The 13,198-nt window shown below is 70.9% G+C and carries 8 protein-coding genes; all 8 read right to left on the reverse strand.

All coding sequences use genetic code 11. The features are described 5' to 3' along the window. Positions 1-22 precede the first annotated feature (22 nt). A complete protein-coding gene (locus ACFYPJ_RS37095; protein WP_389026234.1) occupies positions 23-1,171 on the reverse strand; it encodes an ROK family transcriptional regulator in 1,149 nt (382 codons plus the stop codon). Positions 1,172-1,357: 186 nt separating this feature from the next. Then, positions 1,358-4,489: an alpha-mannosidase gene (locus ACFYPJ_RS37100; RefSeq protein ID WP_389026218.1), complete on the reverse strand. Its 3,132-nt coding sequence runs from the start codon at positions 4,487-4,489 to the stop codon at positions 1,358-1,360. After that, positions 4,482-6,476: a DUF2264 domain-containing protein gene (locus ACFYPJ_RS37105; protein ID WP_389026220.1), complete on the reverse strand. Its 1,995-nt coding sequence runs from the start codon at positions 6,474-6,476 to the stop codon at positions 4,482-4,484. Before ACFYPJ_RS37105 ends, ACFYPJ_RS37100 begins: the two co-directional genes overlap by 8 nt. Next, positions 6,473-8,101, reverse strand: coding sequence for an ABC transporter substrate-binding protein (locus tag ACFYPJ_RS37110; RefSeq protein WP_389026222.1), 1,629 nt, complete (start codon positions 8,099-8,101; stop codon positions 6,473-6,475). Before ACFYPJ_RS37110 ends, ACFYPJ_RS37105 begins: the two co-directional genes overlap by 4 nt. An 8-nt stretch (positions 8,102-8,109) precedes the next feature. Beyond that, complete coding sequence (locus tag ACFYPJ_RS37115; protein ID WP_389026224.1) at positions 8,110-9,051, reverse strand: carbohydrate ABC transporter permease; 942 nt, start codon at positions 9,049-9,051, stop codon at positions 8,110-8,112. Next, positions 9,048-10,025 (reverse strand): ABC transporter permease, encoded by a 978-nt coding sequence (locus ACFYPJ_RS37120; RefSeq protein WP_389026226.1) that lies wholly within the window; start codon positions 10,023-10,025, stop codon positions 9,048-9,050. The genes ACFYPJ_RS37115 and ACFYPJ_RS37120 overlap by 4 nt, the downstream gene beginning before the upstream one ends. 144 nt (positions 10,026-10,169) lie before the next feature. Then, the gene (locus tag ACFYPJ_RS37125) at positions 10,170-11,186 is read right to left on the reverse strand and encodes a hydroxyacid dehydrogenase (protein WP_389026228.1); all 1,017 of its coding nucleotides are present in this window, start codon (positions 11,184-11,186) and stop codon (positions 10,170-10,172) included. Between the two features lie 48 nt (positions 11,187-11,234). Further along, positions 11,235-13,198 (reverse strand): alpha-mannosidase (locus ACFYPJ_RS37130; protein WP_389026230.1); only part of this gene is annotated, 1,964 nt, incomplete at its 5' end.

Genomic DNA, 13,198 nt, shown 5'->3' on the forward strand with positions numbered 1-13,198 from the left:
CCACCGGGACGGGACGGCGGGTTCATCCCAGCAGCAGGGACCTGGGCTGAGCGGACAGCGCCCGGTCCAGGACCAGGGACGCCGCCCCCACCGCGGCCACGTTCTCGCCCAGCGTGGTGGAGACGACCGTCGTCGGATGGGTCGCCCTGACGAACGGGGACCGGGCGACCATCGGCTCGATGGTGGTGAGCAGCCGGTCGGCGAGGACCTGCCAGGTCGGGCCGCCGAAGACGATGGTGTCGACGTCCAGCAGCGTCGCCGCCGCGCAGACTCCCCTGCCGATGCGGATGGCGAGGCGCTCGATGATGCCGTCCGCCTGGTCCTGCCCCTCCGCGGCGAGTTCCGCGAGCCGCTCCAGACCGCGCTGCGCATCGGCCGGGTCCAGCGCCGTGTACTCGGGGTCGAGCACACCCAGGGCGATGGCCTCGTCGACGAGGGTCCGCGTGGAGCAGGCCGCGCCGAGGCCGCCGACCTCGCCCGCGTTGCCGGAGACACCGCGCAGCACGGTGTCCTCGACCACCAGCCCCATGCCCGAACCGGTGCCGAGATAGAAGAACAGCAGGTTGCGGCTGTCGGTGGCGGCGCCGGCCCAGCGTTCGGCGACGACGGCGGCGGTGACGTCCTTGTCCAGCAGGGCGGGGAACCCGGTCGCCTCGCTGAGCCGGTCCCGGAGCGGATAGCGGCCCCAGCCCTGCAGCTCCGGAGGGTCCACGACCCAGCCGGCGGCGGCGTCGATGGGGCCCGGGGCGGCGATGCCCAGGCCCAGCACCCGGTCGTCGTCGACTCCCGACTCGGTCACGAGCGCGGACACCGAGGCGGCCATGTCCGCGGCGATCCCGTCGGTGTCGCCGCCGCTCGGGGTCCGGTGACTGTGCTGGGCGACGACCGTGCCGAGGAGGTCGACCAGGACACAGGTGATCACGGCGGGGTCGAGGTGGACCCCGACGGCGTAGCGGGAGGTGGGGACGATCTCAAGGAGGGTCCGGGGCTTTCCGCTGCCGGTGTTCTGCTTCCCGGACTCACGGGCCACACCCTGGTCGAGGAGCCGACGCGTGATGTTCGAGACGGTCTGCGCGGACAGGCCGGTGGCCTGAGCCAGCTCCACCCTGCTCAGGCCCGCCGGGTGCCTGCGAATGGCGTCCAGGATCACGGACTCGTTGAAGTCCCCCATGCGTGGCAGGTTGGTGCCGCGCCGGATCGCGCTCTTTCCGGTTCTCACCGTCTTGCTCGTCAACGTGCCTCTCCCAGCCTCGGGCGGGCGGCGGCAGTGGTGCGGCGTCGCCCGCTCCGGCGGCAACAGATCGATGGAATGGTACGACGGGTCAGGGGTGTGCCGGGCGGATCGTGCCCGCCCGGCTCAACTGCCCGCCGGGGCCGGTGACTTCGCCTCTGCCATAGCAGGACGCAGTCGCAGGGTGCGGATCTGGAAGGGCCGGAACGCGAGATCGACCGACGCGCCGTCCGCCGCGCGTTCCAGTTCCCGGTCCGGTTGCTCCAGCAGGTCGCAGTCGAGGGCGGCGGCGAGCGGGAAGGTCGTGGTCAGCCGGGCCGGGACCGCGCCGCCGCACGCCTCGTACAGGCGGATCACGACGTCGCCGCTGCGGTCGTCCGCGAGTTTCACCGACTCCACCACGACATCGGTGGTGTCCAGGGCCACCAGCGCCCGGGCCGCGGCCGGGGCGGGTCGCAGGGGCAGGTTCAGCGCGTAGCCCCCGGCGATGGCCTCCTCGATCCCGGCGCCGGCGAGCAGCGCGTAGCTGAAGCTGTGCCGTCCGCGGTCGGCCTGCGGGTCGGGGCTGTGCGGGGCCCTCAGCAGGGAGAGCCGGACGGTGGTGGTGGTGCCGCCGTCCTCCCGTGTGTCGCGGCGCACGTCATGTCCGTAGGTGGAGTCGTTCAGCAGGGCGGCGCCCCAGTGCCGCTCCCCCACGTGCACCCAGCGGTGCGCCCACAGCTCGAAGCGTGCCGCCTCCCAGCTGGTGTTCTCGTGCGTGGGCCGCTGCACATGGCCGAACTGGATCTCGGCGCTCTCCCGGTCCGCGTGCACATCGAGCGGCCAGGCCGCCTTCAGGACGGTGTCGCGTTCCTGCCAGTCGATGTCGTTGCGGACGGTGACCTGGCGGCTCTCCGCGGTGACCTCGACGGTCTGTACGAACCGGGAGGATCCGCTTGTGCGCTCGACCCGCACGGCCGCCAGCAGCGGCCCCGCGTCCACGAGTGTCACCGACTCGGCCTCGTCGAGATCGCGCACGGTGTCGCGGTAGTACGAGTCGATGTTCCACGCCGACCACAGGTTGGGGTCGTCGGGGTGGAGCTGGAGGAGGTTGCCCACGGCGCCGGGGGCGATCGCCTCCCGGCGTGCGGTGTGGTCGTACACCGAGGTGATCAGGCCGCGCCGGTCCACGACGACACTCAGCACGCCGTTCTCCAGGACGAAGCCGCCGTCCCGGGCCGTGGCGGTGACGGCTGCCCGGGGCGTGTCCACCGTGCCGCCCGAGGCGAGCGCACCGACCTCGGCGAGGACGGCGGTGCGCCCGTCCGACAAGGACTGGGCGTCTGGGAACCCCGGGGATCCTCCGTCCGCGGGCAGCACGGCGACCTCACGGCGGGCGTACGGCCCGGCGTTGAGGAGCGCGGGCCCCGAGGGCAGCCGGCCGACCGCGTCGGCGATCACCGTGCCGAGTTCGGTGTGGATCTCCGTGTACTCGCGTTCGGCCTGCTGGTGCACCCAGGCGATGGACGAGCCCGGCAGGATGTCGTGGAACTGGTTGAGCAGGACGCGCCGCCAGATCGCTTCCAGGTGCTCGTACGGGTACGGTGCGCCGGCCTGGACGGCGGCGGTGGCGGCCCACAGTTCGGCCTCGCGCAGCAGCGCCTCGCTGCGCCGGTTGCCGCGCTTGGTGCGGGCCTGGCTGGTGTAGGTGCCGCGGTGGTTCTCCAGGTACAGCTCACCTCGCCACACGGGGAGTTCGTCGCGTTCCGCACGGGCCGCCGCGAAGAAGGCGTCGGGTGCCTCGACGACGACCTTGGGCGATCCTTCGAGATCGCGCAGGCGGCGGGCCTTCTCCAGCATGGTCCGGGTGGGGCCGCCGCCGCCGTCGCCGTAGCCGAACGGCGCCAGCGAGCGGGTGGCCACTCCCTTGTCTGCGAAGTTGCTCTCGGCGTGGGCGAGTTCGCCCGCGGTGAGGGACGCGTTGTAGGTGTCGACGGGCGGGAAGTGGGTGAAGATCCGCGTTCCGTCGATGCCTTCCCAGGCGAAGGTGTGGTGCGGCAGCTTGTTCGTCTCGTTCCAGGAGAGCTTCTGGGTGAGGAACCAGCGGGCACCGGCCAGCTTGGCGAGCTGCGGGTAGGCGGCGGTGTACCCGAACGAGTCGGGCAGCCACACACCGTGCTGTTCCACGCCGAACTCCTCGGCGAAGAAGCGCCGCCCGTGGACCAGCTGGCGGGCCAGTGCCTCACCGCCGGGCAGGTTGCCGTCGGCCTCCACCCACATGCCGCCGACCGGCGCCCAGTTCCCCTCGGCCGCCGCCTTCTTCATGCGGGCGAAGATCTCCGGCCGCTGTTCCTTCATCCAGGCGTACTGCTGGGCCGAGGAGCAGGCGAAGACCAGCTCGGGGTACTCCTGGGCCAGCGTGGTCATGTTGGTGAAGGTACGCGCGCACTTGCGCACGGTCTCCCGGACCGGCCACAGCCACGCCGAGTCGATGTGGGCGTGACCGACTGCGGAGACGGTGTGCGCGGAGGCGTGCGCGGGCCGGGACAGCACATCGGCCAGCCGCTGCCGGGCCGCCGCGGCGGTGCCCGCCACGTCGGTCGCATCGACGGCGTCGGCGGCACGGCGCAGGGCGTGAAGGATCTCGTGGCGCCGGGAGGAGCCGACGGGCAGCTCGTGCATCAGCTCGTCGAGCACCTCGATGTCGTGGACGAGGTGCCACACGTCGTCCTCGCGCACCGCGATCTCGGCCTGCTCCAGCCGGTAGATGTGCTCGGTGCCCGCGGTCTCCAGCGAGCCGTGGTGCAGGTGCAGCCCGGCGCTGCCGACGATGGGCGGGTTGGCGGCCAGCTCGATCAGCAGGTCGACCCGGTCGCCGCCGGTGGCGGAGCCGGCCAGCAGCACACTCCGGTTGTAGGGGTGCAGTCCCTGGAGCGGCACGCCCTGGGCGTCGTGGACCAGGCCCTCCGCCTGACCGCCCGGTCCCTTGGTGAGGTCGAAGTCCAGGTCGAAGACGGCCTCGACGCGCCGTCCCGCCCACTCCTCGGGAACCTCCGCGCTCGCCCGCAGCCAGGTCGTCGCCCAGGGGCCGCCCCAGGTCGCGCCCAGGGTGAAGGGCTCGTAGCGGGCTCCCAGCGCGTCGGCCACGGGAACCGGCTCGCCGTCGACGAACCAGGCGCTCAGCTCGAAGGGACGCGCGGCGCTGTAGAGGGCGGGGCGGACGATCCGGTCCAGCAGCTTGCGGATCCGGGCCTCGATGATGCGGCGGTCGTCATGCACGGGGCTGGTCCTTCCAGGGGTCGTACGAGGGATCGGGGGCCGGCAGCCGGACGGTGTCCCGTGCGCCGTCCGGCCAGGCCACGTCCACGAACAGGGTGCTGCCCTGAGCACGGCTGGTGACCTCGGGCAGGGCGGCGGGGCCGGTGCCGCCCAGGTGGACGAGGGCGACGTGGGCGGCGCCGTGGGTCACGGGGCCGTCGGTCGCCACGACCGGGGTGGCGGACGCGGCACCGAGGGCGTTGCTGCCGGCGCCGGCCACCACGGCGGCGCCGGGCAGCCCCTGTGCGCCGACGACGACGGAGACCAGCCCGTCGGCGCCCGCGACCCGGGCGGTGGCGCCCTCAGCCCTTCCGGTCGGGTGAGCGGACCCCGGTTCGACCGCCAGGGCCCAGCCGCCGACGCGCAGCACATGTCCGGCTCCGGCCGCACCGTCGCCGGGCGCGGGATCGACGCGTACGGCCCGCACCTCGACCGAGCCGCGCAACGCGGATCCGACGGTGATCCAGGGGCCGAGCGCGTACCGGGTGGCGGGTCCGCCGAACGGGTCCCAGGTGGCGTCCTCGGGCCAGTGGGCGCGGGAGCGCGAGACGGCCGTGGCGCCGTCCACCGAGATCCGGGTCGCCGGACGCCGGTGGGAGGCACGGCCCGCCGCGTCCAGCAGGACCACCGCGTTGTCGAGCGGGTCGGTGCCGGCGCACGGTCCGGGGCTCGCGGTGGGGTCGCCGGGGGTCTCGGGCGCGGTGTGCGTGGAGTAGGCGAACCGCGCGTAGCAGGGGTCGTCCGCGTGCGGCCGGGCCGGGTCGGCGTGGTCCCCGCCGTGGTTCACGACGCGTACGACGCCGTCCGCGGCGGTGCCGGAGACGAGCCAGCCGGGTGCGGTCAGGGTGCGGTGGAAGTCGCCCCGCTCGACGGGGAGCGGGGTCCGCTCCTCGGTCCACACCGGGTGGTCGGGCGGCAGGGCCAGGCCGATGAAGCCCTTGCTCGCCCAGTACGGCGAGGCCGGCCCCGAGTACACCTGGAGGACGCCGCGGAAGGGCCGGTGCCAGCCGAGGGTGAGCAGTCCGTCGGCGTCGGTGGCGCCGTGGTGGGTGAAGTGGTCGAGCATCCGGCTGGCGATGGCCCGGGTCTCGCCCGGTGCGAGCGGGGTGGCGTCGAACAGGGCGCCGGTCCACAGCGGGGCGAGCGCGGCGTGCCGGTAGGTGAGCGAGCGGCCCTGGATCAGCGGCGAGCCGTTGGCGCCGATCAGGATCCGCTGGTCCGCAAGGAAGCGGCGCAGCCGGTCCCGGTAGCGGTCGAGGAGCCCGCTGGGCGCGGCGTCGCCGAGGATCCGGCAGAACCACAGCGGGTACAGGTGCATGGCCCAGCCGTTGTAGTGGTCAAAGTTGCGCCGCTCGCCGCCGGTGAGCCCGTCGGAGTACCAGCCGTCGCCCGCGTACCAGCCGTCGGTCAGCCCGATGACCCGGTCCAGGTCCTGCTGGCGGAAGGCGCCGCCGACGGTGCGGGCGAATGCCTCGGTGACGCCCTGGAACCAGATCCAGTTGTTCCCGGGCATGGGGTCGCCGACCATCGGGGCGAGCCAGTCCAGGACCCGCTGCCGCACCCGGTCGTCGAGGCGGTCCCAGATCCAGGGCCGTGTCTCGTGCAGCGCGAGCGCGATGGACGCGGCCTCGACCTTGGCCTGGTTGCGCTCGGCGAAGGTCGGCCAGCGCTCCGGGCCGTCCGGGTCGGTGCCGGCGGCCAGGCCGGCCGCGTACCAGCCGGCCAGGTCGTACGGATCGCTGCCGCCCGCACCGGCCAGCCGGAAACCGGCCAGCAGAAACGTGCGGGCGAAACCCTCCAGTCCGTCACTGTGCTCACCGCTGCTGCTCGGCACACCCGGCAGCCGGATCAGGGCGTGCCGGTCCGTGGCGTGCGGCCGGACGGCGAGCAGCAGGCGGTCCGCGGTCCGTTCCCAATGGGCACGGTCCTCGGCAGGGGTTCGGTTCATGAGTGGCGGGCCTCCCAAGCCTGTTCGTACTCCGCGCGGATCTGGTCGCCGGCCTCCTTGCGCCAGTTCTTCATGGCGTCGTCCCACTCACTGAGCGGCAGGCGGCCCTGCATGATGCCCTTGCGGGTGTCGTCCAGCGTCGTCTGCAGAAGGAGGGACTTCTGGGAGTCCGTCGGCGAGTACAGGGCCTCGGCCGGGTTGGGGATCAGCTCCTTGACGGCTTTCGTCTGGAAGGCGTACTGCGTGGGCACGATCTCCGGCTTCTGCGGGTAATAGAGGGTGAACGGCGCGTCCGTGGCGAAGATGGTGGGCAGTGCGACCTCGGCCACGCCCTTCGGGGTGAGGATCGGGTCGGTTCCCTTGACCGTGTGGTCCGGGCCCTCGACGCCGTATTTGCGCAGCAGGTACGCATCCGTGCCGAAGGGAGCTGCCAGGGCGTTCAGCGCGCGCAGGATCTGCTTGATGCGCGCCTTGGGTGCCTTCTTGAGGATGAGTGTGGCGTAGTTGGCCGAGCCGGCCCACTGGCCGCCCCTGCCGCCGTCGTAGCCCGGCGCCAGCATGTAGCCCACGTCGAACCCCTTCGTGGCCGGGGCGTACGTGGTGTAGTAGTCGTTCCACGCCGCGGGCGCATCAGGATTCATGACGGTCCGTCCGGTGCCGAACCAGTCCTTGGCCTTGCCGAGGACGTTGTACGTGTCGGGATGCATGACGCCGGCCTTGGTGAGCCGGCGGACGGCGTCGAGGGCCTGCTTGGCCTCTTCGGTCTCGAAGTACCAGGTGAACTTGCCGTTCTCCGCAGCCCAGTTGTTGGGCCCCCTGAGCATCTGCATCACGAAGTTCCAGGCGGTGACGCTGTCGCCGAGGGCGTACTGCTGTTTCTTGGGGTCCGTCACGTCCTTGCACAGCTTGGCGAACTCGTCCCAGGACTTCGGATTCGGGTCGAGTCCCCGCTCGCCGATCAGGTCGAGGCGGGTGTAGTTGGGGCCGCCGGCGAGCGGCCGGGGCATCGGGATCGCGTAGATCCCCCCGTTGCGCACACAGGGAGCCCACGAAGCGCTGGGAATGTTGGCGAGGTACGGGTAGTCCCGGATGTTGTCGCCCGTCAGATGTTCAGTGAGGTCTTCGCACAGGGTGTCCAGCATGTCCGGTGTGGCCGCGGTGTTGCTCTTCGGCGGCAGCATCAGCATCGCGTCGGGCAGATCGCCGCCCGCGATGGTCACGGCGAACTTGGCCGGGTAGTCGCCGACGGGCGTGATCTGGAAGTTGAGGTCGCAGCCGATGCTCTTGTTGAGGGCCTGCCACATGACGTTGCGGTTCACCGACGGCGGCACCGGGTTGAAGATCAGGGTCATGATGTCGATGGCGGGCCCCTTGGCAGGGGGGCCATCAGGGAATGCCTCGACCGGGTTCGCCGGGTATTTCATATAGCCGGGCGCGACACCGTCGGCAGTCGCCGGCATCGAGGTCTGAACACTCTTGTACGGGATGTACGTGGGCAGTTGAGCCGTCGCGTTGGCCTTGCCGGCCGAGGGCGCACGGTAGTCTCCGCAGCCCGCGAGCGTCAGACCGGCCGCGATGCCGACGGCAGAGGCGAGAAAACCCCGGCGACTCAGAGGTGGGTTCATGCTGGTGTTCATCCCTTCACCGCCCCGACCATCACGCCCTTGTTCATGTGCCGCTGCAGGAAGGGGTAGACGATCACGATGGGCACGATCGACAACACCAGGATCGCGGCCTGGAGCGACTGGGCCAAAGGCGCAACCGCACCGGCCGCGACGTTCAGCTGGCCGCCACTGAGCTGCGCGTTGTTGACGACGTAGGTACGCAGGACCATCTGCATGGGCCACTTCGACGCGTCGTTGATGTACAGCAGGGCGTTGAAGAACGCGTTCCAGTACGCCACCGCGTAGAAGAGTCCGATGACGGCGACGGACGCCTTGGACAGCGGCAGGATGATCCTCGTAAGGATCTTCCGTTCGGGAGCGCCGTCCATACGGGCCGCGTCGATGAGCTCCTGGGGCAGATTCATGAAGAAGGAGCGCAGCACGATCACGTTGAACGCGTTGATCACGGTCGGCAGGATCAACGACCAGTAGCTGTTGATCAGATGGAGCTGCTTGACCATCAGATAGCTGGGGATGACGCCCGGCGCGAAGAGCATCGACATCAGCAGCAGCATGAGCACGGGCTTGTGCCCGAAGGAGCCGGGGCGGCTGAGCCCGTACGCCAGCGTGATGGAGCAGACGAGGCTGAGGGCGGTGCCGACGACGGTCACGCCGACGCTGACGAGTATCGCCTTGGACACCAGGCCGCCCGAGAGCAGCGCGCTGTAGGAGTCGAACGTGACGTGTTCGGGCCACAGGACGTAGCCGTCGGCCTGGGTGACCTGGACGGGGTCGGCGAGCGACGTCGAGATGATCGCCAGGAAGGGCAGCAGGACCAGGACGACGCAGATCAGCAGGATCAGCGACTTGAAAGTACGCCACGGCAGGGCGCCGGAGGTCTCCCCGGGAATCGCGCTGTAGGACTTGCGCGGCTTGCGACGTACCGGGTGTACGGGTGACAACGTGGTCATGAGCGGTACACGCCTTCCTCGCCGAAGAAGTGGGCGATCTTGTTGGCGCCCAGGACGAGGACGACTCCGACGACTCCCTTGACGAGACCGACGGCGGCGCTCACGCCCCAGTCCCCGCCGATCAGGCCATGGTTGTAGACATAGGTGTCCATGACCTCGCTGTTGTCGAGGCCGATGCCCTGCTGCTGGAGCAGGATCTGCTCGAAGCCGACGGACAGGGCGTCGCCGAGGCGGAGGATCAGCAGCAGGATCACCAGGCCGCGCAGGGCGGGCAGGGTGACGTGCCAGGTCTGGCGCAGACGGCTCGCGCCGTCCATGGCGGAGGCCTCGTACAGGTTCTGGTCCACGCGGGAGAGCGCGGCGAGGAAGAGGATCGTGCCCCAGCCGGTGTCCTTCCAGATGACCTGGGAGGTGAGCAGGGACTTGAACAGCTCTGGGTTGCCGATGATGTTCCAGGTCCCCATGTCGTGGGCCTGGAAGAACAGGTTGAGCATGCCGTCGTTGCCCAGCATCTGCTGGAAGAGGGAGACGACGACCACCCAGGACAGGAAGTGCGGCAGGTACAGGACGTTCTGCACCCACTTCTTGACCCGTTCGCTCACCAGGCTGTTCAGTGCGAGCGCCAGCAGGATGGGCGCGGGGAAGACGAACACGACCTGGATCAGGGTCAGTTCCAGAGTGTTGATCAGCGCGTGGACGAACTGCTGGTCACCGTTGAAGATGACGGAGAAGTTGTCGAATCCTGTCCACCGGCTGTGCATGATGCCGATGTAGGGTCGGTAGTCCTGAAAGGCGATGACGTTGCCGAGCAGCGGGATGTAGTGGAACAGCAGCAGGACCACTACGCCGGGTATCAGGAACCAGAACAGCGCCGTGTCGCGGCGGCGGCGTGGCCGCGGGAACCGGAAACGGCCCTTGCCCGGCCGCCTGTCCTCGTGGGCCGAGGCGGCGGCCGGTTGTTCAAGCGTTGTCATGACGTGACGCCCTTTCACCGGGGACGGACGGCTTCGGCCGTCCTCGGGTTGGCACTGTTTATCTACATGCGATCGATGATCCAGCGTCCATCGGGTTGATACGGCTTTCCCGGTTGTGGGTGTCGGGCCAGACGGTTGTGGGTGTCAGGCCAGGCGTGGGAGTGCGTCGCGGGTGACCTCACCCAGCAACGGCTCCCCCGCCACCCACCGTGCGACCTCCGCGACCGCGTACTGTCCGAGCCGTGCCACCTCGCTGCCCTGAGCGCCGGCGATGTGCGGGGTGACCAGCACATTGGGCAGGGACAGCAAGGGGTGGCCGGGCGGCAGCGGTTCGGGATCCGTCACATCGAGATACGCTTCGAGACGGCCGGAGGAACACTCCCTGGTCAGGGCCTGAGTGTCGACGACGGCGCCCCGGGCGGTGTTGATCAGAACACCGCCGTCGGGGACGAGTGCGAGTATCTCGGCGTCCAGCAGGCCGGTCGTCTCGGGCAGGAGCGGCGCGTGGACGCTCACCACCCGGGACCGGCGGCACAGCTCGGCCAGCTCCACGCGCTGTGCGCCGAGCCGGCGGGCCTCCTCGTCGGTCACGTACGGGTCGCTCAGCAGGATCTGGTGACCCGCGTCGGACCGGACGAGTCCGGCGATGACCCGGCGGCCGATGCGCGAGGCGCCGACGATGCCCACGGTGAGACCGTCGGCGCCCGTTCGGCTGCCGAAGGCCGGCCACTCGGCGGAGTAGCCGGCCGCCATGGTCAGCGTGCGCCGGGCGGCGAGCGTGACGAGGGCGAGGGTGTAGGAGACGACGGGGCCCGCGTTGGCGTCGGCCGCCGAGGAGACGGCGATGCCGCGTTCCCACACCGCGTCGCTCACCAGTGACTTGACCGTGCCCGCCGCGTGCACGACGGCCCGCAGGCGGGGGGCCCGGGCGAGTACCTCGGGGGTCAGGCGCGGACACCCCCAGCCGCTGATCAGGACCTCCGCGTCGGCGAGCGCGTCCGGGAACGCGGCACCGGCACCGGAGCCCACCGGGTCCGGGGCGAGCCGGACCAGCGTCGCGAGCCGCGCACGCAACTCCGGCGGGAGCACGTGATCGGCGACGGCCGGGTCCATCACGCAGACCGCCCGGGGAGGGGCGGACCGGGTCGCTCGGACTGTCATGGCGGGCTTCCTTTCGGTAGGTACCGGTCGTGCCGGTACGACGGTTCGTCAGGCGCGCGGCAGGCGCAGGGTCACCATCTGGAACGGCCGCAGAGCCAGGACGACCGTGCCGTCCGCCGTGCCGGGCCGCCCGGTGTCCGGGAGCGGGCGTTCCAGCAGGTCGGTGAGGACGGCTCCGCCGGCGGCGAAACCGTCGACGGAGACGGTGGCCCGGGCCCGGCCGCCGTTCGCCTCGTAGAGCCGCACCACCAGGTCACCGCTGCGGTCGTCGGCCAGCTTCACCGCGCTCACCACGACGGCGTCGTCGTCCACGGTCACCAGCGGGGCGACCGCTTCGGCGGTTCCGGTGACCCGGCGCTCGGGCAGGTTGGCTCGGTAGCCCTCGCGGACCGCGTCACCGATCGTCGCGCCCGGCACCAGGGCGTGCCGGAACCGGTGCACGCCCTGGTCCGTCTCCGGGTCCGGGTAGCGGGGTGCGCGCAGCAGCGACGCCCGTACGGTGGTCGTGGTGACCGCGTCGGTTCCGGTGCGTACCTCCCGGGTCACGTCGTGGCCGTAGGTCGCGTCGTTGACGACCGCGACGCCCCAGCCGGGTTCGTCGACGTGGACGAAGCGGTGGTTGCACGCCTCGAACTTGGCCCACTCCCAGCTCGTGTTCTGGTGCGTGGGCCGGTGCACATGGCCGAACTGGGTCTCGGAGGCGTACCGGTCGGCCTTCACGTCCAGCGGGAAGGCCAGCTTCAGGAACTTCTCCCGCTCGTGCCAGTCCACTTCGGTGGCGATGTCGAGCCGCTTGGCGTCCGCCGGTACCGACAGGAGCTGGGTGACGCGCGAGTCGCCGAAGGCCCGCTCGATCCGCACCGCGGCGCCGTCGGCGCTCAGTTCGCTCACGTCCGTGAGGTCGGTGCCGACGTTCCGGTAGAAGCGGTCGACGTCCCACGCGTCCCACTGGTTGGGGAAGTCGGGGTGGAGCTGGAGCAGGTTGGCCGCCTGCCCCGGAGCGACGGCCTCCCGGTCCGCGGCGACGTCGTAGGCGGAGACCACCAGCCCGCGTCCGTCGATCTCGACCCGCAGCAGGCCGTTGTCGAGGACGTAACCGCCTCCTTCACGCGGTACGGGGACCACGGCGCCCGGGGCGGTCGGCGCGGCGGCGCCGCCGGCCGGGACGCCGCCGCGGGCGTGCGGGGCCGGGTTGAACACCAGTTGGCCGGCGCCCGAGGCGTCACCGGCGAGCGCGCGCTGCGCACGCTCGATGATGCCTTCCAGCTCCCCGGCGAGACGCGCATAGGTCGCGCGGGCCTCGCGGTGCACCCAGGCGATGGAGGAGCCGGGCAGGATGTCGTGGAACTGGTGCAGCAGCACCGTCTTCCAGATCCGGTCGAGTTCTTCGTAGGGGTAGGGCGTGCCGGCGCGCACGGCGGCCGTCGCGGACCACAGCTCGGCCTCCGTCAGCAGGGACTCGCTGTACCGGTTGCCGCGTTTGGTCTGCGCCTGGCTGGTGAGCGTGGCGCGGTGGAGTTCGAGGTACAGCTCGCCGACCCACACGGGCGGGTCGGGGTATTCGGCCTCTGCCTTCGCGAAGAAGGCGGCGGGGGATTCCCACTCGACGGCCGGAGCGCCTTCCAGACTGCGCATCCGGGCGGCCTTGGCGACCATCTCGCGGGTGGTGCCGCCGCCGCCGTCGCCGTAACCGGTCGGGGCGAGGGACCGGGTGGCGACGCCCTTCTCCTTGAAGTTACGGGCCGCGTGCGCCAGCTGACGGCCGGACATCTCGCAGTTGTAGGAGTCGACGGGCGGGAAGTGGGTGAAGATCCGGGTGCCGTCGATGCCCTCCCACTGGAAGGTGTGGTGCGGGAACTTGTTGGTCCGGCTCCACGAGATCTTCTGGGTGAGCAGCCGCTTGGAGCCGGCCGCCTTGATGATCTGCGGCAGGCCGGCGGCGAAGCCGAAGGTGTCGGGCAGCCAGGCTTCGTCGTTCTCGATGCCGAACTCGTCCAGGAAGAACCGCTTGC

The sequence above is a fragment of the Streptomyces sp. NPDC006012 genome (assembly GCF_042871185.1).
GTDB lineage: Bacteria > Actinomycetota > Actinomycetes > Streptomycetales > Streptomycetaceae > Streptomyces.